General features: G+C 63.2%; 23 protein-coding genes. 22 read left to right on the top strand and 1 reads right to left on the bottom strand.

Features of this window, described 5'->3' with window-relative positions; all coding sequences use genetic code 11:
- The first annotated feature begins 28 nt into the window (after positions 1-28).
- The 12 genes from TC41_RS09735 (at position 29) to deoC (ending at position 13,640) form a co-directional block, all read left to right on the top strand.
- Complete coding sequence (locus tag TC41_RS09735; RefSeq protein WP_014464870.1) at positions 29-478, top strand: hypothetical protein; 450 nt, start codon at positions 29-31, stop codon at positions 476-478.
- A 12-nt stretch (positions 479-490) separates the two neighbouring features.
- Positions 491-1,138, top strand: coding sequence for a cation transporter (locus tag TC41_RS09730; RefSeq protein ID WP_014464869.1), 648 nt, complete (start codon positions 491-493; stop codon positions 1,136-1,138).
- A gap of 147 nt (positions 1,139-1,285) precedes the next feature.
- Positions 1,286-3,100 carry a translation elongation factor 4 gene (gene lepA / locus TC41_RS09725; protein ID WP_014464867.1) on the top strand — a complete coding sequence of 605 codons (1,815 nt, stop codon included), beginning with the start codon at positions 1,286-1,288 and terminating at the stop codon, positions 3,098-3,100.
- Complete coding sequence (gene hemW / locus TC41_RS09720) at positions 3,100-4,272, top strand: radical SAM family heme chaperone HemW (protein WP_014464866.1); 1,173 nt, start codon at positions 3,100-3,102, stop codon at positions 4,270-4,272. Before lepA ends, hemW begins: the two co-directional genes overlap by 1 nt.
- An 80-nt stretch (positions 4,273-4,352) precedes the next feature.
- Positions 4,353-5,363, top strand: coding sequence for a heat-inducible transcriptional repressor HrcA (gene hrcA / locus TC41_RS09715; RefSeq protein ID WP_041695297.1), 1,011 nt, complete (start codon positions 4,353-4,355; stop codon positions 5,361-5,363).
- A gap of 38 nt (positions 5,364-5,401) precedes the next feature.
- The gene (gene grpE, locus TC41_RS09710; protein WP_014464864.1) at positions 5,402-6,034 is read left to right on the top strand and encodes a nucleotide exchange factor GrpE; all 633 of its coding nucleotides are present in this window, start codon (positions 5,402-5,404) and stop codon (positions 6,032-6,034) included.
- A gap of 59 nt (positions 6,035-6,093) precedes the next feature.
- Positions 6,094-7,944, top strand: a complete 1,851-nt coding sequence (gene dnaK, locus TC41_RS09705) for a molecular chaperone DnaK (RefSeq protein ID WP_014464863.1) — start codon at positions 6,094-6,096, stop codon at positions 7,942-7,944.
- 114 nt (positions 7,945-8,058) lie between these two features.
- Positions 8,059-9,195 (top strand): molecular chaperone DnaJ, encoded by a 1,137-nt coding sequence (dnaJ, locus tag TC41_RS09700; protein ID WP_014464862.1) that lies wholly within the window; start codon positions 8,059-8,061, stop codon positions 9,193-9,195.
- A gap of 45 nt (positions 9,196-9,240) precedes the next feature.
- Positions 9,241-10,191, top strand: a complete 951-nt coding sequence (gene prmA / locus TC41_RS09695; protein WP_041695296.1) for a 50S ribosomal protein L11 methyltransferase — start codon at positions 9,241-9,243, stop codon at positions 10,189-10,191.
- Complete coding sequence (locus tag TC41_RS09690; protein ID WP_014464860.1) at positions 10,191-10,943, top strand: RsmE family RNA methyltransferase; 753 nt, start codon at positions 10,191-10,193, stop codon at positions 10,941-10,943. The genes prmA and TC41_RS09690 overlap by 1 nt, the downstream gene beginning before the upstream one ends.
- A gap of 4 nt (positions 10,944-10,947) precedes the next feature.
- A complete protein-coding gene (mtaB, locus tag TC41_RS09685) occupies positions 10,948-12,363 on the top strand; it encodes a tRNA (N(6)-L-threonylcarbamoyladenosine(37)-C(2))-methylthiotransferase MtaB (protein ID WP_014464859.1) in 1,416 nt (471 codons plus the stop codon).
- Positions 12,342-13,640 (top strand): deoxyribose-phosphate aldolase, encoded by a 1,299-nt coding sequence (deoC, locus tag TC41_RS09680; RefSeq protein WP_014464858.1) that lies wholly within the window; start codon positions 12,342-12,344, stop codon positions 13,638-13,640. The genes mtaB and deoC overlap by 22 nt, the downstream gene beginning before the upstream one ends.
- Positions 13,641-13,645: 5 nt before the next feature.
- On the opposite strand, the gene TC41_RS09675 is transcribed toward deoC, so the two are convergent.
- A complete protein-coding gene (locus tag TC41_RS09675; protein WP_014464857.1) occupies positions 13,646-14,581 on the bottom strand; it encodes a Na/Pi cotransporter family protein in 936 nt (311 codons plus the stop codon).
- Between the two features lie 120 nt (positions 14,582-14,701).
- Between TC41_RS09675 and rpsU the strand changes: the two genes are divergently transcribed.
- From rpsU to TC41_RS15905, 10 genes are all read left to right on the top strand, one after another.
- Positions 14,702-14,884: a 30S ribosomal protein S21 gene (gene rpsU / locus TC41_RS09670; RefSeq protein ID WP_008337132.1), complete on the top strand. Its 183-nt coding sequence runs from the start codon at positions 14,702-14,704 to the stop codon at positions 14,882-14,884.
- 21 nt (positions 14,885-14,905) lie between these two features.
- The gene (locus TC41_RS09665) at positions 14,906-15,349 is read left to right on the top strand and encodes a GatB/YqeY domain-containing protein (protein WP_014464856.1); all 444 of its coding nucleotides are present in this window, start codon (positions 14,906-14,908) and stop codon (positions 15,347-15,349) included.
- A gap of 132 nt (positions 15,350-15,481) precedes the next feature.
- Positions 15,482-15,766 carry a YabP/YqfC family sporulation protein gene (locus TC41_RS09660; protein WP_014464855.1) on the top strand — a complete coding sequence of 95 codons (285 nt, stop codon included), beginning with the start codon at positions 15,482-15,484 and terminating at the stop codon, positions 15,764-15,766.
- Positions 15,763-16,977: a sporulation protein YqfD gene (locus TC41_RS09655; protein ID WP_041695295.1), complete on the top strand. Its 1,215-nt coding sequence runs from the start codon at positions 15,763-15,765 to the stop codon at positions 16,975-16,977. Before TC41_RS09660 ends, TC41_RS09655 begins: the two co-directional genes overlap by 4 nt.
- Positions 16,978-16,996: 19 nt before the next feature.
- Entirely contained in the window at positions 16,997-17,968 is a 972-nt protein-coding gene (locus tag TC41_RS09650) for a PhoH family protein (protein WP_014464853.1), read from the top strand.
- Positions 17,969-18,001: 33 nt separating this feature from the next.
- Entirely contained in the window at positions 18,002-20,125 is a 2,124-nt protein-coding gene (locus TC41_RS09645) for an HD family phosphohydrolase (protein WP_014464852.1), read from the top strand.
- Positions 20,122-20,595 carry an rRNA maturation RNase YbeY gene (ybeY, locus tag TC41_RS09640; RefSeq protein ID WP_014464851.1) on the top strand — a complete coding sequence of 158 codons (474 nt, stop codon included), beginning with the start codon at positions 20,122-20,124 and terminating at the stop codon, positions 20,593-20,595. The genes TC41_RS09645 and ybeY overlap by 4 nt, the downstream gene beginning before the upstream one ends.
- 19 nt (positions 20,596-20,614) lie before the next feature.
- Positions 20,615-21,154, top strand: a complete 540-nt coding sequence (locus TC41_RS09635) for a diacylglycerol kinase (protein ID WP_014464850.1) — start codon at positions 20,615-20,617, stop codon at positions 21,152-21,154.
- On the top strand, positions 21,151-22,047 hold the full coding sequence (gene era / locus TC41_RS09630; RefSeq protein WP_014464849.1) for a GTPase Era: 897 nt from the start codon (positions 21,151-21,153) through the stop codon (positions 22,045-22,047). Before TC41_RS09635 ends, era begins: the two co-directional genes overlap by 4 nt.
- Positions 22,048-22,139: 92 nt before the next feature.
- A complete protein-coding gene (locus tag TC41_RS15905; RefSeq protein WP_081462324.1) occupies positions 22,140-22,304 on the top strand; it encodes a YqzL family protein in 165 nt (54 codons plus the stop codon).
- The last annotated feature ends 2 nt before the right edge of the window (positions 22,305-22,306 follow it).

The following is a 22,306-nucleotide window of genomic DNA, read 5'->3' as shown; positions in this document are numbered from 1 at the left end:
AAACTCTACTCGAAGGAAGGAAGCGCAGATGAAGACGACATGGCAGCACGCGCGTCGGCGGCTGAAGCAGGGATTAGCCGTCGCCATCTTCCTGACTCTACTTCTCGGCGCGAGTGGCACCGTATTCAGCGTCGTGTCTTCGTTCATGAGCCATCTCGGCACAGGGGTCCCCTCGGTGGAAGTGACGGGTGGCTCGACATCCCCCGCGACGGTCGGGGTGGGCACTGGGGTCGACTCGGGCGCATTCACATCGCCCAATGTGGATTCGCCCCAGGCGCCCGTGCTCGAGTACTCGAATCCCGCGCCTGCCGGGGGGGCGTCGGGCAATGGGCCGTCACCCGATCCCGAGGACGCCGCGAACAGCGCGCTCGCAGCCGCGATGGACACCGGGGGTGTGTACGTCGGGGAAAAGGTCAGCCATGTGTTTGGCTCCGTGCTCAAGAGTGTGCTCAACGCGCTCTTTCTCAATACGAATTGACCGGAGGTCGCGATGCAATCTCTGCGCGAAAAGCGCCTGCGCGGCGCGTTGGAACTGGAATTGTTCTCGGTGGGCTGGATCACCTGCGAAGCCGTGTTTTCCGCCATCGCGGCCTATCGCGCCGGCAGCTTGGCGCTGTCCGCGTTCAGCGTCGACAGCGCGATTGAACTGGTAAGCGCGATGCTCCTCGTAGTTCGATTGTACGTGGAGATCCACACGGGTGCGAGCGTGGATCGCCGGCACCCTGTGGAGCGGTGGACAAGCGGATTTGTCGCCCTGTGTCTATTCGCCCTCGCCGCGTATGTGGCCGTGAAGTCCGGCCAGGCCATTCGCCTGCAACAAGGTCCTTCCGCCACCTGGCTGGGGCTCGCCGTGGCCCTCGCTTCGAGCTTGGTCACCCCTTGGCTCGCGGTCGAGAAGCTTCGCTACGGTCAACTCCTCGACAGTCCCGCACTGTGCGGAGACGCCATGTGCTCGTTCACCTGCGGTTACATGTCCTGGACCCTGCTCGCAGGACTGGCCTTGAACGACCTGTTTCACTGGTGGTGGGTCGATCCCCTCGCTGCTTGCGGCATCCTTTACTTCGTGGTGAAGGAAGGCTTTGAGTCCATCGGTGTCTTTGTCTCCGGGGACGGACACACACACTCTCATTCTCATTGAACTTCCCTGAGCGGAGTGGGCGTGGCGAGTCGCCGCGGCCCGTGCTATACTCGTCTATATGATATCGGCAGGCCGCGCACCGGGCGCGGTTTCTTTTGTGCACGGCGGCCTGCATCGTGCGGACGGGCGCGTGGCGCACCGAGGAGGATGAACGTGGCAAGGGGCGAACGTCAGGAACATATTCGGAACTTTTCTATCATCGCGCATATCGATCACGGCAAGTCCACACTGGCGGATCGCATTTTGGAGTTCACGGGGGCGGTCAGCCCGCGCGAGATGCAGGATCAGCTGCTTGACCAGTTGGATCTCGAGCGGGAGCGGGGGATCACCATCAAGCTGCAGGCCGTGAGGCTGAACTACCGCGCAAAGGACGGGCAGGAGTATGTCCTGAACCTGATCGACACGCCGGGCCACGTCGACTTCACCTATGAGGTCTCTCGTTCGCTCGCGGCGTGCGAGGGGGCGTTGCTTGTCGTCGATGCGTCGCAGGGTGTGGAGGCGCAGACGCTCGCGAACGTCTACCTCGCAATCGACAACAACCTGGAAATCATCCCGGTCATCAACAAGATCGATCTGCCGAGCGCCGACCCGGAGCGGGTGAAGCAACAGATTGAAGACGTCATTGGCCTCGACGCGTCGGACGCGGTCTTGGCTTCGGCGAAGGCGGGCATCGGCATCGAGGAAGTGCTGGAGCGGGTGGTCACCCGGATCCCGGCTCCGTCGGGCGATCCCGACGCGCCCTTGAAGGCGCTCATCTTCGACTCCCATTACGACTCGTATCGCGGCGTGATCGTGTATATCCGCGTGTTCGATGGCGCCATCCAAAAGGGCATGCGGATCAAGATGATGTCGACGGACAAGGAGTTCGAGGTCGACGAGGTGGGCGTGTTTCGCCCGAAGATGACGCCGGTCGACCGGCTGGAGGCCGGCGAAGTCGGGTACTTTGCGGCGAGCATCAAGAACGTGCGCGACACGCGCGTCGGCGACACGGTCACCGATGCCCTGCGCCCGGCGGCCGAGCCACTGCCCGGTTACCGCAAGATCAACCCCATGGTGTTCTGCGGCTTGTATCCTGTGGACTCCGCGGATTATGAGGATCTGCGCGAAGCGCTCGAGAAGCTGGAGTTGAACGACGCCGCGTTGACCTATGAGCCGGAGACGTCGAGTGCACTCGGATTCGGCTTTCGCTGCGGATTTCTCGGCATGCTGCACATGGAGATTGTGCAAGAACGGCTGGAGCGCGAGTACGGACTGGCGCTCATCACAACGGCGCCGAGCGTGGTGTATGGCGTGTATCGGACGGATGGAACGATGGAGGAAATCGACAATCCAAGCAAGATGCCGAGCCCGGATCGAATCGAGCGGATTGAGGAGCCATTCGTGCGCGCCACCATCTTCGCGCCGAAGGAGTACGTGGGCAACATCATGGAACTGTGCCAGGAAAAGCGCGGGCAGTTCCAGGACATGCAGTATCTCGACGACACGCGCACGACCATCGTGTACGATCTGCCGCTGGCCGAGATCGTGTACGATTTCTTCGACCGGTTGAAATCGTCCACGAAGGGGTACGCGTCCTTCGACTACGAGTTCATTGGGTATCGACCGTCAAACCTCGTCAAGCTCGACATCCTTCTGAACGGCGAGGTGGTCGACGCGCTGTCCTTCATCGTCCACAAGGACAAGGCCTATGAGCGCGGACGCATCGTCTGCGAAAAATTGAAGGAGATCATTCCGCGCCAGCTGTTCGAGGTGCCGATTCAAGCGGCCATCGGCAGCCGCGTCATCGCGCGCGAGACCATTCGCGCCATGCGCAAGAACGTGCTCGCGAAGTGTTACGGCGGCGACATCACCCGCAAGAGGAAGCTCCTCGAGAAACAGAAGGAAGGCAAGAAGCGGATGAAGCAGGTCGGGCGCGTCGAGGTGCCTCAGGAGGCGTTCATGGCCGTGCTGAAAATGGAGTGATGTCTGTGGAAGATCGAGAAGAGCACCGCGCGCCTCAATCCTTGTATGTGCACATTCCTTTTTGTAAGAGCCGCTGTTTCTACTGCGACTTCACCACCTTTGTGAAGTCGCCCTCCGCAATGGAGGCGTACGTGGACGCGCTGGTGGCAGAGTGGGACCTGATGGAACCGATGGAGGCTCCGCTCGCCACAGCGTACTTTGGCGGCGGGACGCCGACACTGCTCTCCGCTTCGCTCCTCGATCGTTTGTTGACCGCCCTGCATCGGCGCTTCGAGTTCCGCGCCGATGCGGAAATCACGTTCGAATCGAATCCAGACTCCATCACCCGGGAAAAGCTCCGCGTGCTGCGCCATCACGGCGTCAACCGCATCTCGTTCGGCGCGCAGGCGTTCCAGGACCATCTGCTGCAGGCCATCGGACGCGCCCATCTGCGCGATGCGATTGAAGAAGCCGTCTGGGCCGCGCACGACGCTGGTTTTCCGCACGTGAATGTCGACCTGATGTTTGGGCTGCCGGATCAGACGCTCCACGACGTGGCGGAAAGCGTCGAAGCGGTCCTGCGCCTTCCCGTCGATCACGTCTCCGCCTACTGGCTCAAGATCGAACCCGGCACGCCGTTTGCCAAGTGGCATGAGATGGGCCTGCTCAATCTGCCCGGGGAAGACGCAGAGGCGGAGATGTACCGGCTCGTGCGCGACGTCCTGCGCGACGCCGGGTTTGTGCATTACGAGATTTCGAACTTCGCTCGGCCCGGCGGAGAGGCCCGGCACAACCTGGTGTACTGGCGAAACGAGCCGTATAGCGCGAGTGGGATTGGGGCGCATGGATACGTCCGCGGCGAGCGGTACGCGATGGACCGCCGCTTCTCCGCCTATCTGGCGGCCGTGCGGGAGCGGCGACGGCCCGTGTCCGAGCGGCAGTGGGTATCCATCCGGGAGCGCGCGGAGGATCAGGTAATTCTCGGACTGCGCCTGGCGGAAGGTGTGGACAAGCAGCGCTTTGAGCGGCGATTTGGGCGAACCATCGAGCAGGTGTTTCCGGGCGTCGTCGAGCGACTGTTGGCCGACGGATTGCTGGAGCAGCGAGGATCGGCCTACCGCATCCCAGACGCTTATTGGCCCGTCGCGAACGCCATCTTTGAGCAGTGGATTGGGGCGGCCGACATCCATTGACAACGCGCGACCAGATTGATATTGTCAAGGAGAGTGGTTTAGCACTCGAGCGCCTGGAGTGCTAACAAGGAGGCGAGACCATGTTGACGCCCCGACAGCAACTGATATTGTCCGCGATCATCGAGGACTACGTCCGGATGGCGGAACCCATCGGTTCGCGGGCACTCGCCAAACATGAGGAGATTCAATATAGCCCTGCCACCATCCGAAATGAGATGGCAGATCTGGAGGAAATGGGCTATTTGACGCAGCCACATGCCTCGGCCGGACGCGTTCCATCGCAGAAGGGCTATCGCTTCTATGTCGATAACCTGTTGCGCCTGGGACAGATGGATCGCGAGACGGGCGAGTTTTTGAAGTCCGTCTTCACCAAGCGCATCGATGAGGTGGAGCAGGTCGCCCGCGAGGTGGCGAACGTGCTGTCGGTGCTGACCAAGCAGACGGTCATCGTGCTTGGGCCGAAGACGGACACTGAGAAATTGCGCAAGATTGAGCTCATTCCGCTTGGCGGCGGCCGCGCCATCGCCATCCTGGTCACCAACTCCGGGCATGTGGAGACCGTGCACGTGCGGTTTTCGTCCGAGATGGAGGCGGACGACGTCGAAACGCTCGTCCGCGTGCTCAACGACAAGGTGGTCGGTGTGCCCATCTCCGAGCTTCGCCGTACGCTGTACGCGGAGTTGGCCGGGGAATTGCGCCGGACCGTCGAGCGGTTCGAGGATGCCATCGCCGTCCTGAATGAGGTGTGCCAAGTGCCGGAGCGTGAAGAGGCCGTCTATATCGGCGGCGCCTCGAACATGCTGGCGCAGCCGGAGTTTCACGACGTCGGCAAGGCGCAGCCCATTCTCAGCCTGCTGGAGCAGAACGAGTCCATCCCCAACTGGTTCCCGAAGGCAGACGACGGGATTGAAGTGCGCATCGGCGCAGAAAACGCAGTGGTGGAGCTCAAGGACTGCACGGTCATCACCACGACGTACCGTTTGGGTAGCGTGCCGGTGGGCCATATTGGAGTGTTGGGCCCCACGCGCATGGATTACAATCGCGTCATGCAAATTCTCTCGTTCACCTCGCAGGCGCTTACGGATTTTTGACTCGATTTGCGTCGAGCGGGTGATGGAGTGGAGAAAGGATGTTGCTCGTGGCGGAGGATGTCGTAAAGGATCCGAACGCAAACGAAGAAGAGGCGGAGCCGAAGTCGGCGGAGGCGGATGCCGAAGGGGACGTCCGGTCTTCGGAGGGCGTCGATCCGGCCGAGATGGCGGAGGAAGATCTCTCGTACGAGGCCGGCGATTCAGCCGAGGAGGAGGGCGCGTCCGCCCCGGAGCTCGATCCGCGCGATGCGCAGATCGAGGAATTGACGCAGCAGCTTCTGCGGACGCGGGCGGATTTCGACAATTTTCGCCGGCGCACCCGCCAGGAGCGCGAGGAACTCGTTCAGTTTGCGACCAAGAAGCTGCTCGCCGACTTGCTGCCCGTCCTCGACAACTTTGACCGCGCGCTCCAGGCGCTCGAGGGCGTGGATGAGCCTCAGATGAAGCAGGGGATCGAGATGGTGCACCGTCAGCTCATTCAAGTGATGCATCAATACGGCGTGACCGAGATGGACGCCATCGGCGCACCGTTCGATCCGTCGCAACACGAAGCGGTCATGCAGGAGCAGGTCGAAGGCCAGGAGCCCGGGCGCGTAATCGAGGTGCTGCAGAAGGGGTATTTGCTGCACGGAAAGGTGCTGCGCCCGGCCATGGTGAAGGTTAGCGTCTGAGCCGCGAGAATCCGCAATGGAAGACGAAATATCGTCTATGATCTGGGGAGGGACGCGAAGTGGGGAAAGTCATCGGCATTGACCTCGGTACCACCAACTCTTGTGTCGCGGTGTTGGAAGGCGGCGAACCCGTCGTCATCCCAAACGCCGAAGGCAATCGCACGACACCATCGGTCGTGGCGTTCACGAAAGACGGAGAGCGCCTCGTGGGCGACGTCGCGAAGCGCCAAGCCATCACGAACCCGGACAGAACCATCATCTCCATCAAGCGCCATATGGGCACCGACTACAAGGTGACCATCGACGGCAAGTCGTACACGCCGCCGGAGATCTCCGCCATGATTCTGCAGAAACTGAAGGCAGATGCAGAGGCGTTCCTCGGCGAGCCGGTCACACAGGCGGTCATCACCGTCCCTGCGTATTTCAGCGACAGCCAGCGCCAGGCAACGCGCGACGCGGGCCGGATTGCAGGCCTTGAGGTGCTCCGCATCATCAACGAGCCGACGGCGGCCGCGCTCGCGTACGGGTTGGACAAGGAGGAAGACCAGACCATCCTGGTGTTCGACCTCGGCGGTGGCACGTTCGACGTGTCCATCCTGGAGCTCGGCGATGGCGTGTTCGAAGTCAAGGCGACGAGCGGCAACAACCACCTCGGCGGCGACGACTTCGATAACCGCATCATTCAGTACTTGATTGACCTCTTCAAGAAGGACACCGGCATCGATCTGTCGAACGACCGGATGGCCATGCAGCGCCTGAAGGACGCGGCGGAAAAGGCGAAGAAGGAGTTGTCGTCCACCTTGACGACCACCATCTCCCTGCCGTTCATCTCGGCGGACGCGACGGGACCGAAGCACCTCGAGGTCAACCTCACGCGGGCGAAGTTCGAGGAGTTGACGGCGGATCTCGTCGAGGCGACGATGGGGCCGACCCGCCAGGCGCTGGAGGACGCGGGACTCACGCCGGCTGACATTGACAAGGTCATTCTGGTGGGCGGCTCGACGCGCATTCCGGCCGTTCAGGAGGCGGTCAAGCGCCTTATTGGCAAGGAGCCGTCGAAGGGCGTCAACCCGGACGAGGTCGTCGCCATCGGCGCCGCGATTCAGGCGGGTGTCTTGACGGGCGAGGTCAAGGACATCGTGTTGCTCGACGTCACGCCGCTTTCGCTTGGCATCGAGACGATGGGCGGCGTGTTCACGAGGATCATCCCGCGCAATACGACCATTCCGACGTCGAAGAGCCAGATCTTCACCACGGCGGCCGACAACCAGACGTCTGTCGAAATCCATGTGCTGCAGGGCGAGCGCGAGATGGCCGCGGACAACAAGACGCTCGGCCGCTTCACGCTGAACGACATCCCGCCCGCGCCGCGCGGCGTCCCGCAGATCGAGGTCACCTTCGACATCGACGCGAACGGCATTGTGCACGTCTCGGCGAAGGATCTCGCCACCGGCAAGTCTCAGCGCATTACCATCACCGCGTCGAGCGGCCTGTCCAAGGAAGAGGTCGAGCGGATGATGAAGGAAGCGCAGATGTACGCCGAGGAAGACAAGAAGCGGCGCGAGCAGGCGGAGGTGCGCAACCAGGCAGACCAACTCTTGTATCAGACCGACAAGCTGCTGCGCGATCTCGGCGATAAAGTCGACGCGTCCCTCAAGAGCGAGGCGGAATCGAAGCAGAAGGAACTGCGCGACGCGATGGCCGGATCGGATATCGAGGCCATCAAGTCGAAGTCCCAGGCCCTGCAGGAGACGCTGCACAAGTTGTCGACGAAGCTTTACGAACAGGCGGCTCAGTCGGCGGGCGCAGGGCAGCAGGCCGGCGCTGCTGGTGCCACGGGTACCACGGGGCAGGCTTCCGATACCGTGGTGGACGCGGACTTCCGCGAAGTGGACCCGGACAAGAAATAACGCAAGCGCATAGGATGCGAGAGCGGATGAATCAGGCAGGGTGATGCGCGTGACGTCGCCCTGCCCTCGTTGTAAGATGGTGTGGAGTGACGGTGGTCGTTTGGAGGGATACCGGTGAGCAAGCGAGATTACTACGAGGTTCTCGGTGTCAGCCGGTCCGCCACGCAGGAAGAAATCAAAAAAGCGTATCGGAAGCTCGCGCGCCAGTATCACCCGGATGTCAACAAGAACGACCCGAATGCGCAGCAGAAGTTCGCCGAGATCGCGGAGGCGTACGCCGTCCTCTCGGATCCGGAGAAACGGGCGCGCTATGACCAGTTTGGCCACGAAGATCCCGCGCAAGGCTTCGGCGGGTTCCAGGGCCAGGCCGGGGGCCCGGGAGCTGGATTTGCGGATTTCGACCTGGGCGGCTTTGGCGACATCTTCGATATGTTTTTTGGCGGCGGCACGCGGCGCGGACCTGTGCGCGGGCACGATCTTGAGTACGAGATGGAGATCTCGTTCGAGGAGGCCGCCTTCGGGACCAACCGCGAGATCCAGGTGCCCCGCACCGAGACCTGCTCGACGTGCGGGTCCGGCGCAAGGCCGGGAACGAAGCCGCGCGTCTGTCAAGCGTGTAACGGCACCGGTGAGCAGCAGACCGTCACGAACACGCCGTTCGGCCGCATGATCAACCGGCGCCCGTGTCCCGTGTGTCACGGGCGAGGTCAGGTCATCGATCAGCCGTGTCCGGACTGCCGCGGTCAGGGCAGGCGGCGGGTGCGGCGCAGTGTGGACGTGAAAGTTCCGCCGGGTGTCGACACTGGGACGCGTCTGCGCATGGCGGGCTACGGCGAGCCGAGCCCGAACGGAGGGCCGCCGGGCGATCTGTTTGTGGTAATCCGCGTCCAACCGCACGAGGTGTTCGAGCGCGAAGGCACGAACATTTACGTCGACGTGCCAATCTCGTTTGTGCAGGCGGCGCTGGGCGACGAGATTGAGGTGCCGACGCTCGAGGGCAAGGTGAAGCTGCGGATTCCGGAAGGCACCCAGACGGGCACGACGTTCCGCCTGCGCGGCAAGGGGATTCCGAAGCTCGGGTCGCCCCTCGTGCGCGGGGATCAGCACATTCGCGTCCACGTGGTCACGCCGACGAACCTGACGGAGCGGCAAAAGGAATTGTTCCGCCAGCTTGCCAAGGAGCTCGGCGAGCAGACGCACGAGCAGCAGCGGACCTTTATGGAGCGCGTCAAGGACGCGTTTCTCGGCTGATGGCTGTGAGGCGAGATGAACATGGTGTCGTGAGGAGGCGTCGCATTGCGTTGGTGGCACGTGCGCGTGCGCGTGGCGCACGAAGCGGCGGATGCGTTGTCCGCTGTGCTGGAGAGTTATCCGGACGTGCAGGGGGTACAAATGGAGGGCATTTCTCCGGCGGAAGTGAGGCCGCCGCGGTTCGGCGAGTGGTTTGACGAGCAGCTGACGCCTACGCCGGACGTCGAGGTCTCGGTGTACGTTCCAGAGGCGCATGACCGAGGCGAGGTTGAGCGCCGCGTGTGCGATGCGGTTCGTCGGGTCCGAGAGGCGGGGCTGGATCCGGGCCCGCGGGCTTCGGAGGTTCACGTGGAACTCGTGGATGAATCCGACTGGAAGGACGCCTGGAAGGAAGAATATCATCCCATTCCGGTCGGGAATTCGCTAGTTATTGCCCCTGTCTGGGCCGAGTCGGCGGATCTCGAACCGTACCGCGACCGGCGCGTCATCGCCATCGAGCCCGGCATGGCTTTTGGCACGGGCCATCACCAGACGACGCAGATGTGTGCCGAGATTCTGGCCGAGGTGGTCCGCCCTGGGATGCGCGTGGTGGACGTCGGAACGGGCACAGGCGTGCTCGCCATCGCCGCGGCGCTCGTTGGCGCCGACCGTGTGGTGGCCATCGACCTCGATCCCGTCGCTGTATCGGCCGCAAGAGACAACGCGCGCAAGAACAGGGTCGAGGATCGCGTTGATGTGCGCGAAGGCGACCTTTTGGCCGCGCTTCGCCCGGACGAGATGTTTGACCTCGCGGTGGCCAACATTCTGCGCGACGTGGTCATTGCGCTCCTGCCGCAGGTGCGCCCGCGCCTTGTTTCTGGCGGACTCCTGTTGACATCCGGCTACATCGAGTCCCAGCGCGAGCAGGTGGAGCAGGCGCTCGCGGATCACGGGTTTTCAGTGGTGCGCAGGGCGCACAAGGACGACTGGGTCAGCGTGTTGGCGGTGAAGCGCTGATGTTGCCGCGCCTGTTTTTGGACGTCCACGTGGATGAAGGCTCTCGCGTGTGGGTGCGCGGCGAAGACGGGCATCACTTTTCGCGCGTGCTGCGCGCCCGACCCGGCGAGGTGCTCGTGGCGTCCGCAGTCAACGGGCCGTTCTGGGCCGAGATCGCGGATGTGCGCCCGGGCGAGATCTGCCTGCACTTGCGCGAGCGCGCGCCTTCGAGTGAACCGAAGCGGCGCTTTGTCCTGGTCCAAGGACTGGCCAAAGGCGAGAAGATGGACACCATCCTGCAGAAGTGCACGGAAATCGGCGCCTGGGGCTTTGTCGTGTTTGAAGCCGAGCGTTCGGTGGTCAAGCTCTCGGGCGCCGCGAAGGTGGAGCAGAAGCTCGCGCGCTGGCGCAAGGTCGTGCGCGAAGCGGCGATGCAGGCCCAGCGCGACGTGGTGCCGTTTGTGGTCTGGGCGCCGAACTTTCCCGCGTCCCTTGCCGTGCTCGCGGAGCACGAGGTCGATCACGTCCTCGTGCTCGACGAGGAAGAGCGCGAATGCGGCATTCGTTCAGCCATGCGGGCCCACGGGGCTGGAAATCGAACGGCCGTGGTGGTTGGGCCGGAGGGCGGGCTTGCCAGCGGCGAAAGGCGGCATGCAAAGCAGGACGCGCGTTGCCAGACGGTCACGCTCGGTCCGCGCATCCTGCGCACGGAGACCGCGGGCGCGGTGGCGCTCGCGATTGCGCTCGCCGAATGCGGCGACATGGGAGGTTGAAAACGTGCCGACGGTGGCATTTCACACCTTGGGCTGCAAGGTGAACTTCTATGACACCGAAGGGATATGGCAGACGTTCAAGCGGCGCGGCTATACGCAGGTGCCGTTTGACAGCGTGGCAGACGTGTACGTGGTCAACACGTGCACTGTCACGCACATGGGCGATCGGAAGAGTCGGCAGATGATCCGGCGCGCCGTGCGCACGAATCCGGACGCGGTCGTGGTGGTTACGGGCTGTTACGCGCAGATTGCGCCTGACGAGATCGCGCGCATTCAGGGCGTGGATCTGGTCGTGGGGAACGACCAGAAGTCGAAGATCGTCGATCACGTCGAGGCCGTCCTCGCGGAGCGGAAGCCGTATCTCGCGGTTGGCAACATCATGAAGGCGACCGAGTTCGACGAGCTCGATGTGCCGTACTTCGAGGAGCGGTCTCGGGCCAACCTCAAGATCCAGGACGGCTGCAACAACTTCTGCACGTTTTGCATCATCCCGCGCGCGCGGGGGCTCATCCGCAGCCGCAAGCCGGAGAACGTGGTGCTTCAGGCGACGAAGCTGGCTCGGGCCGGCTATCGGGAGATTGTGCTCACGGGCATCCACACGGGTGGCTATGGCGAGGACTTTGAGCATTATCGCCTGGCGGATCTGCTGATGGATCTCGAGCGCATCGACCTGCCGTTCCGCATCCGGATCAGCTCGATTGAGGCGAGCGAGATCGACGATCGGCTGATGGATGTGCTCGCGGCGTCCAAGAAGGTGGTGCCCCATCTGCACATCCCGCTTCAGGCGGGCTCCGATCCAGTGCTTCGGCGGATGCACCGGCATTACACGACGGCCGAGTACGCCGACAAGCTGCGGGAGCTTCGCCGCCGTTTGCCCGATCTCGCCGTGACGACGGACGTGATCGTCGGGTTTCCGGGCGAGACGGACGAGCAGTTCGAGGAGACGTACGCGTTTGTGCGCGCGCAGGGGTACGCGCAGTTGCACGTGTTTCCGTACTCCCCGCGGCGGGGCACTGCGGCGTACAAGTTCAAGGATCAGGTGCCGGAGGACGTGAAGCGCGCGCGCGTCGCGCGGATGATCGCGCTCGGAGATGAGCTCCGCCAGGCGTACGCCGCATCGTTCGTGGGGCGGGATCTCGAGGTCATCGCGGAGTCGCCGCTCGCCTCGGCGGACGACGAGGCGCGCCGCGCGTACAGCCACCTGCCTGAGGCGTCCCGCATGCTCGTGGGATACGACGGGCACTACCTCCGCGTGGCGTTTGAGGCGCCTTCCGGCGTGCCGCTGGAGTCGATGGTCGGCGAGGTCATCCGCGTCCGGATGACGGGCGTCGGGCCGGGCGTGCACCGGGCTGTGTTTCTCGAGCAGGTGACGTTCCCTGACGAAGAGCAGGCGATGGAATGGGGGCGGATGACGTCGTGACGATACGCGTGGAGCGGGCAGCTGGGGGCGTCGTGGTGCGCGAGCGAAACGGCGCGCGCGAGGTGCTCCTCATTGACGATCAGTACGGCAAGGTCTCCTTTCCCAAGGGCCATCTCGAGCCTGGCGAGTCGTGGGAGCAGGCGGCGCTGCGCGAGGTGCAGGAGGAGACGGGCGTCATCGCGCGCATCGCGGGCGACATCGGGCGCGTGGAGTACCTCATCGAGCGCGGTGGCGAGCCGGTGCGCAAGCAGGTTCGGCTCTTTCTCATGGTGGCCGAAGACGGCTCCGAGCCGGTGCACCAGGCCGAGGAAGTGAACGGGGCGTACTTTTTGCCGTGGGACGAGGCGAGGCGGCGCCACGACGAGCGCGGCTACGCGAACTGGCGGTTTGCGTTTCAGAAGGCGGAGGCGCTTCTCACGTGGCGAGATTCGCGGCTCGAGGAGGCGTGGCGGGCGCTCGGGCCGGACGAGCCGTGGGATGATCTGGTCGCGGCGTGGCGCGAGGCAGAGCCTGTCGTTCGGAAACTGGTGGAGGCGTGCCGCGAGGAGTTGGCCGTGACCTTCCCAGAGTTGCCTCTGCCGAAACCACAGAGCCTTCAGCTGCCTCGCGAGGTGACGCAAGGCGCCGTGAGGGCGGCCATCGAGTCGACGCTGCTGAAGCCAGAGGCGAGCGAGATCGACGTGCAAAACCTGTGTCTGGAGGCCATCCAACACAACCTTCCGATGGTGTGCATCTCTCCGCGCCACGTGTCTCTGGCGAAGCAAGCGATGGCGGCAAGCGGCGTCCGGGTGTGCACCGTGATCGGATTTCCGCACGGGACGCAGGCGGTCAACGCCATGCGCCAGGAGGCGCTCGAGGCCGTTGCCGCGGGGGTGGACGAGATCGACATGGTGGGGCCCATCGGCGCGCTGGCCGAGGGGGACGTGTGGACGTATGCGCAGGCTGTGCGCGCGGTGTCGGAGGTGGCGCGACTCAGGTTTCCGTCCGTGCCGCTGAAGGTCATTCTGGAAACGAGTGCGCTCGGGCCGGACGCGGTGATTAAGGGCGCCTTGGTGTCGGCGGCGGCGGGCGCCGACTTTGTGAAAACGTCGACGGGTTACCACAAGGCGGGCGCGCGTCCAGCCGACGTCGCCATGATGGCCGTCGCGGTCGCGGGGAGCGCTGGGGTGAAGGCGAGCGGCGGCATTCGCACGCCGGTTGCCGCGCGCCACCTGCTACGGTTTGGTGCGGATCGGCTCGGCACATCGTCCGCGCTTAAGCTGTTGGACGAGGCGTGAGGACGTTAGGTCGTGCGTGCGTCGGGCAGCATCCAGGTAAGGAACCGCGCGAAGGGGCGCGTGAAAGGCCAGACCGCAAGCGTGCAGAGGATATTGAACGCGGTGTTGGCGTTCGCCACCGCCTGGCTCGGTGAAAAGGACAGGGCCGCTACCGCGCTCGCAAACGGATGCAGGACCGGGAGAAACGCGGCGACGCCCATGCTGTTCAGGAGCACGTGGGCGAGCGCGATGCGCTGGGCGGCGCGCGGTGTGCCGATGGCCGCGATGACGGACGTGAGACAGGTGCCGATGTTGGCGCCAAGTGAGATGGCAATGCCGCCTTCCAGGGGGATCATGTGGCCGCCGACCAGAGCCATGGCGATGACCGTGGTGGCCGTGGACGACTGGACGAGCGCGCTCAGGGCGCAACCCGCGAGGGCTGCCCAGAGGATGTGGCGGCCGGCTGTGGCCAGCGCCTCGTGAAAGAAGGGCGCCGTCGCGAGCGGATGGAGCGCGGCGGCGAGCGCCTGCAGGGCGATGAACAGGCAGGCAAATCCCACCAGACCTTCGCCGAGCGGCCGGCGCTCGAGTCTGGGGGAGAGGGAGAGCATGAGGCCCGCCGCGAGGGCGGGAAGCACGATGCCCCAGAGATTCAGGTTGAGCAACTGCGGCGTGACGGTGGTGCCTACGTTGGCTCCTAGCACGAGTCCTAAGCCGCTCGCGAAGTCCAGACTTCCGGCCGCAACCAGTCCGACCGTGATGGCGGTCACCGCCCCCGAGGATTGAAGCAGCGCAGTGCTCACGGCCCCTGTGAGTATCCCGCGCGTGGGCGTCGAGGCCGCAATCCGAATGAGGTGCGCCAGGCGCCCTTCGGCCATGCGCTCGAAGCCGGACCGCATGAGGCGTAAGCCACCGAGGAAGGCGACGAGGGATAGGCACGTCGCAAGGATGTGGGTGATCATACGCCTCCCTCCCGTTCTAGGACAACCTATGCCGTCCACCGCGGGCGCATTCGTGTTTGACGAGCATTTCCTGCTGTACTATAATGGCCACAACTGATGTGTCCGGGGGGAGGGGATCTCATGTCGGAAGTCCGTCTGCGCAAAAATGAGTCCATCGACAGCGCGCTGCGCCGCTTCAAGAAGCAGATGGCCCGCGATGGCGTGTTGGCGGAGGTTCGCAAGCGCGAGCATTATGAAAAGCCGAGCGTCGCGCGAAAGAAGAAGGCCCAGGCAGCCCAGCGCAAGCGCCGCCGCAGCTACTGAGGCGAATCGGGAGGAAGCATCATGGCCATCCTTGATCAGCTGAATGAGGACCTGAAACAGGCGATGCGAGACAAGGACAAGGTCCGGCTCTCGGTCATCCGGATGGTGAAATCGGCGGCCAAAAATCGCGAAATCGAATTGGGCCGAGCGCTGACGGATGAAGACGTGTTGGGCGTCATTCAGAAGGAGATCAAGCAGCGCCGAGATTCCCTCCAGGCGTTTCAGGATGCGAATCGGACGGATCTCATCGAACAGGCCGAGCAGGAGATCGCGGTGCTCGAGTCCTATCTGCCGGCCCAGCTCGGTGACGACGAGATCGAACAGTTGGCCAAGGACGTGATGGCGCGGGTCGGCGCTGCCGGAAAGGCCGACATGGGCAAAGTCATGCGCGAGCTGATGCCGGCGGTGCGCGGGCGGGCAGATGGGCGGCGCGTCCAGCAAATTGTCGAGCGCCTGCTCGCCTGAAGGGTTGATGAAGATCTGAAAATACGAGGAGCCGTTCGCTGAGGACGGCTCCTCCGTTCATTTCACCGGCACATCCCCACGGGTGTTAACGCGAGCCTGTCTCGCATAGTCATCCAGGGGGAGGAATCGGCCATGCCGGGATGGACGTCTTCAATCAAGCGGCGCGCGGGGGATCTGCTCCGCCTCCCGCCCGACGCTGTCGAATCCGTGGCTCGCGTAACCATCGTGGGTGACGACGTCACCATCGAGGGCGCGAAGGCGTTGCTCGAGATTTCGCCGGATCGCATCTCCTGCGATCTCGGCGATCGCGTCGTCGAGATCGAGGGCGAGTCGTTTGTCATCAAGCTCGTAACGGAGCGGGAAATTCACGCCGTGGGGCGCGTTCGCCGCCTGAGCTTCGGAGGTGGCCTGCGATGAGCGACTCCCGGCTAGAGTGGTTCTTGAAGGGATCCGCGACGCTCTGGGTGACGGGGCCGGGCGCGGGACAGCTCGTCGCGCGACTGCAGCGTCAGGGTGTCGTGGTGCGGGACGTCCGTTTCAAGGCGGACGGCGTGATGCTTCGCGTGAGTACGGACGCGCTTCGCCACCTCATGGCGTCGAGGCGGGCTTATGGCGTGAGGTTTTGCGTCGTCGAGCGCCACGGTGTGCCCTTTCTGTGGAGGCGCCTCGCAAAGCGGAAGGCGTTTGCGGTTGGAGCGGTGGCCTTCGTGGCCGTGCTCTACGCGCTGTCGTCCATCGTGTGGCGCGTCGAGATTGTGGGCGCGGAAGGCGAGGACCAAGAGGCAGAGTTGAGGCAGGCCGCGGCAGATGCAGGGCTTCAGGTCGGCCAGTGGAAGTCGCACCTCGCGCCGCCCGCCGAACTCGCCGAACGGATGGTGGCTCGCGCGCCGAATTACGTGTGGGTGGGTGTGGAAATCAAGGGCTCGGTCGCCGTCGTGCGCGGGATTCCGAAGATTCCGGGCGTGCCCCAAGCAAGTCAACAGCCGTGTAACATTGTCGCCACGCGTCCGGGCGTGATCCTCGACGTGCAGGCGTCGCGGGGGCGCGTGATGGTCAAGCCTCATCAGCTCGTCTACCCCGGGCAGGTGCTCATCTCGGGGCTGTTGACGGATCGCGGCCCCAGCGTACCCGCGAGCGGGCACGTGTTCGCCGAGGTTTGGTACACGTCCGAGGTGTCCATCCCGCTTCAAATTTCATCACAAGGATTGACCGGCGCTTCGGTCTCGCGCGAGTACCTCGCAGTGGGTGGCGCGCGGCTGCGCGTGTGGGGATTTCAAGAAGCACCTGCGGCGGTGTACGAGCGTGATCGCGAGACCGACTGGCACTTGGGAAAATGGAGATTGCCCGTGCAGTGGGTGCACGCCACGCTCTACGAGGTCAAGCCCTCGGTTTGGCACGTGGACGCTGCCGCGGCCCGGAACGAGGCCCTCATCATGGCAGCTTCCGACGTCCGGTCCCTCGCCGGCGGAGACATGGTCATTTTGGGCCAGTCAATTTTACAGGAGCGTCTCGAGCGTGGTACTCTATACGCGACCATACTTACGCGCGTCCAGCAGGACATCGGCGCGAAAGCCCCCATCCCGGAGATTGGAGGCTTGCCCAAGTCCCAAGGCGCGGCGCAATCGTAAGGACGGGGATGGTGCATCGTTGGCTGAGCAGACGGCGACGAAGAAGTGGGTGTTTCCGACGAATGAAGAAGCGGTGCAGGCACTCGGGCCGAACGACTTGCTTTTGCACCTGCTCAGTCAGTCGTTTTCCGCGAAAGTGATTGTGCGGGGCACGGAGATCCAGTTCGTGGGTGACGAAAGTGAGGTCTCACGCCTTCAGCACCTGCTGAGCGTGGTCACCACCTTGGTTCGCCGCGGGATGCAACTCGGTGAATCGGATTATCGATATATGATTGAAATGGCGCATGCGGGCGATCTCGACGACGTCATCGACGTCTACACGACCGAAATTGGCACGACGTACAAAGGGAAGGCTATCCGGGTCAAGACCCTGGGGCAGCGGCGGTACGTCGACGCCATCCGCCGCAACGATATTGTGTTTGGCGTCGGACCGGCGGGTACGGGAAAAACGTATCTTGCCGTTGCAATGGCGGTCATGGCGCTGAAGCGCGGAGAAGTGAAGCGGATTGTACTGACGCGCCCGGCTGTCGAAGCGGGGGAGAAACTCGGCTTTCTTCCGGGAGATCTCCAGGAGAAGGTGGACCCGTATCTGCGGCCGCTGTACGATGCGCTGCACGACATTTACGGTCAGGAGCAGGTCATCCGCGCGCTCGAGCGCGGCAATATCGAAATTGCGCCCCTCGCGTACATGCGCGGGCGCACGCTCGAGGACAGTTACGTGATCCTCGACGAGGCTCAGAATACGACGATTGAACAGATGAAGATGTTTTTAACTCGCCTCGGATTCCATTCGAAGATGGTGATCACGGGCGATGTGACGCAGATTGACCTTCCTGCGGGTAGGCTATCCGGCTTAGTCCACGCGCAGCGCGTGTTGAAAGGGATTCCGGGCATCGCCTTCCACACGTTCAGCCCGTCGGACGTCGTAAGACATCATCTGGTTCAAAAAATCATCGACGCATATGCACAAGATCAGGCGAGGCAGGGCTGAGGCCCTGCCTCGAGCGCAAGGAGCAGGTCGGTCATGAAGTGGACAGGATGGGGAAACGCCATTCGCCGCTGGTTGGACGACGACGCCTTTCGCCACAACCGGCGCATCCGCGTATTCATCTACGCGGGTCTTGGCGTTTTCTTGTTCGCGATTCTCGCGTCGAGCATGGTGCCGCCTCGCTACCATTTCAAGGTCGGAGAGGTAAGTCCGACCACCGTGGTGGCACCGGTGACGGCCGTGGACACGGCCGCGACGGCGGCCAAGCGGAGGGCGGCTGAAGCGAAGGTCCCGAAGCAGTACGCGCAGTCGCCGCAGGTGCTCACGGATGCGCTGCAGCAGCTGGCGACGCTGTTCGAGGCGGCGAAAACGGCCGCCTCGAATCCAAACCTGACGCCCGCCGAGCGGCTGGCGGCGGTGAGGCGGGTGGCGCCTGAAGGACTGTCCAGCTCGACGTTGGAACGGATGCTCCGCGAGCCGCCCGCGCGGCTCGACGCGTTGGAGAAAGACAGCGCGAAAGTCGTGCAGGCCATCTTGAGCCAGCCCTTTTATGCGGACTCGATGCAGCAGTCGATGCTTCTCGTGGATCGCCAGATTGTCAACCTGAATCTCGGGCTGGATCGCGACGAGGCCTTGATTGTCCAGAATACCGCCGTGAGTGTGCTCCGACCGAATATGGTGTATCAGGCGCAGGCGACTCAGGAGGCGCGCGAGCAGGCGGCGGAGAGCGTACAGCCGGTTCTTATCCACCAAGGCGACGTGATCGTCGCGAAAAATCAGGTCGTCACCCAGGACGTCATCAGCAAGCTGAAGGACGTGGGCCTGTATTCGGCGTATCCGAGCGTCCGCGTGGGGGTCGGATTTGCCTTATTCATCGCGCTCTCGGTCGCGATGCTCGCGGCTTACGTGGAGCGGAGGGCACCGAGGCGCCGGCTGGACAATCTGATGCTGGGCATCTTGGGGCTCGTATTCGTCCTGATGGCCATCCTCATTGCGGTGACCAAGTGGATTGTGGTAGCGGGGGGGCCCACCTCCACGCCGTATCTGCTGCCCATTTCGCTCGGCGCGATGCTCATCACGGTGATGATGGACTCGTCGCTCGCGGTAGTGGCCGCGTTTTTCTTCTCGTTTCTGCTCGGGGCGGCGTTCGGCATGAACTACGACTTCGTGTTCTACGGCTTCGTGGGTTCGCTCGCCGGCGCATACAGCGTCGCGCGCGTCACGAGCCGTGCCACGTTCATGCGCGCGGGGTTCATCGTCTCCGCGGTGAACATGGGTACCGTGATCGCGCTGTATCTCCTGGAGGAGAACCGTGGCTCGGACCTTCACGCCTTGTCGCTCCACGTGGGCCTGGCCGCGCTGAACGGCATTTTCGCGGCCATCTTGACGATGGGCGTCTTGCCCTTCTTCGAAGCGGCATTTGGGCTCCTCACGCCCATCCGGCTTCTCGAGCTTTCGAACCCCAACCATCCGCTGCTGCGGAAGGTGTTACTGGAGGCGCCTGGAACGTACCACCACAGCCTCATCGTCGGCAATCTCGCAGAGGCCGCGGCGGAACTCGTGGGGGCCGATCCGCTTCTTTGCCGTGTCGGGGCGTATTATCACGATGTTGGCAAGACGAAGCGGCCCATGTTCTTTGTGGAGAATCAAATGACGAAGGAAAACCCGCACGACAAGGTGGCGCCAAGTCTCAGCCACCTCATCATCACGTCCCATGTCTCGGACGGACTCGAGATGCTGCGCAAGGCCGGGATCCCGAAGCCGATTCAGGATATCTGCGCTACCCATCACGGCACGACCATTCTGTGGTATTTTTATCACAAGGCCAAGGAGCAGGATAAGAGCGGAACCGTGCGCTTGGACGACTTTCGATATCCGGGTCCGAAGCCCAAGACGCGCGAGTGCGCCATCATCATGATTTGCGATGCGGTCGAGGCTGCGGTCCGCAGCATGTCGCGGCCGACGCCCAACCGCGTGGAGGGCGTCATCCGCAAGATCATCCGGGACCGCCTCCAGGACGGCCAACTGGATGAGTGCGACCTGACGCTGCAGGACCTCGACGCCATGGTCGGCGCGTTCATGAAGACGCTCAAGGGCATTTATCACGCGCGCATTGAATATCCGGATATTGACAAGCTGAAGAAGGAAGTGGCGAAGTGAACCGTTTGTCCGTCGATGTGACCTGCGAGGTAGACTGGCCCCTCGCCCCGCCGTATGGCGACGCCCAGGCGTTCGTGGAGCGCGTGCTCGAGGTCGCGGCCGAGCGCATCGGCGTGCAGGGCGAGGTCTCCGTGCTGTTTGTGGACGACGACGCGATCCACGAGCTCAACCGGGCGTACCGGCAAGTGGACAGGCCTACGGATGTGCTGTCCTTTCCGATGAATGAGGGGGAGGCGCTCGCCGATCCCGACGAAGTGGAGCCGATGTTGGGGGATATCGTGGTCAGCGTGGATCGCGCCCGTGAGCAGGCGGAGGCCTACGGTCATTCCCTGGAAAGGGAAATGGCGTTCCTGTTGGTGCACGGGTTTTTGCACCTGAATGGATACGATCACGAGGACGAGGCGGGCGAGCGCGAGATGTTCGGGCTGCAGGAGGAGATCTTACAGGGCATCGGGCTTCCGAGATTGTAGGCGGCGGGGCGGTGAACCCATGAAGGACGCGGGGCAGGGCCGGCAGATGATGACCGATCCGATGGCACAGCCGTTTCTCCGCGCGGTGGCATATAGCCTGCGCGGTGTGGTCTACGCTTTCCACACCGAGAAAAATTTGAAGAGGGACGTCTGGCTGTTCACCTGCCTCGCCATCGTCGAGTGGTGCCTGCGGCCCAACTTGCCGCAGACCGCCATCACGGTGTTTGTGTCGATGTGCGTGTTTGCAGCCGAGTTGTTCAATACGGCCATCGAATTGGCCGTGGACGTGGCTTCAGGTTGGAGAGAACACCCGGTTGCCGGCATGGCGAAGGACGTGGCCAGCGGCGCTGTGACATTCGTCGCCTTGGGTGCGCTCGCCATCGCGACGTGGCTGCTCGCCTCCAACTGGCCTTGGCACTTCTGGCTCTGGAGCCGCCACAACCTGGGCGCGATGGCGCTCGTCACGGTGTGGCTGGCGATAGTCTGGGCGTTCAGGTTGTGGCCTTACCGCGCAGACATCGAGATCAAACGGCCTCGAAAGGAGGGGGAAACGGGATGACATACAAGTCTGGTTTTGTGGCGCTCATCGGCCGGCCAAACGTCGGCAAGTCGACGCTTCTCAACGCCCTCGTTGGCCACAAGGTCGCCATTATGTCGAGCCGGCCGCAGACCACGCGCAACCGCATCCGCGGCGTACGCACAACCGAGACGTCGCAGATGATCTTCATCGACACGCCGGGGATTCACAAACCAAAGCATCGGCTCGGCGAGTACATGGTCGACGCCGCGCTCAAGACGCTGAACGAGGTCGACGTGATCGTCATGGTCGTGGACGCCTCTTCGCCCGTTCATCCCACAGAACACGAAATCGCGAAGCAGCTCGAGCGCGTGCGGACGCCTGTGATCCTCGCGCTTAACAAGGTGGACGCGCTGGAGGATCGGGCGCTGGTGCTGAAGCGCATCGAGGAGTATCAGGCGCTTCGGCCCTTTGACGAATACGTGCCCATCTCGGCGCTCAGAGGCGAGCAAGTGGATCTTTTGGCCGAGATCATCGAAAAGCGGCTGCCCGAAGGGCCGAAGTATTATCCGGACGACATGATCACGGACCAACCGGAGTCGTTCATCATCAGCGAGATCGTTAGGGAAAAGGTGCTCCTGTTGACGCGCGACGAAGTGCCGCACTCGGTGATGGTGGCGGTGGAACACATGGAGCGGCGGTCGTCGGACACGCTTTACGTGAGCGCGGTGATTTACACGGAGCGCGAGAGTCAAAAGGCCATCCTCATTGGAAAGCAGGGCCAGATGTTGAAGCGCGTGGGCGAGATGGCGCGACATGAATTGGAGGCCCTGTTTGGCAACCGAATTTACCTGGAGCTGTGGGTCAAGGTGAAGCGAGACTGGCGGAATAAGCCCGCGCTCTTGCACCAATTCGGCTTTGACCGCGAGGGCTAAGCCTCCAGGGGATTCCGGGTATACGGGCGGGGTGGCACGGCAGACTACAGTCATGGAAATGCAGTCCGCGGAGCGGAAGGGAGACGATGCCGATGCGTGATATCACGTGGAAGGTATTCGAGCTCACCGGAGATGTGTACGCGTACCTCCTGTATCGCGCCTGTCAGCAGGCAGAACAATTCACGGACGACGAACAACCGGCGGAGGAAGAGAAGCTCCAAGAGGATTCGCATTTCCAGGCATCGCTGAAGGGCTGAGT

The sequence above is a fragment of the Alicyclobacillus acidocaldarius subsp. acidocaldarius Tc-4-1 genome (genome assembly GCF_000219875.1).
Classification (GTDB): domain Bacteria; phylum Bacillota; class Bacilli; order Alicyclobacillales; family Alicyclobacillaceae; genus Alicyclobacillus; species Alicyclobacillus acidocaldarius_A.
Note: the sequence above shows the minus strand (reverse complement) of the source record. Positions and strands in the feature narration are given on the sequence as shown.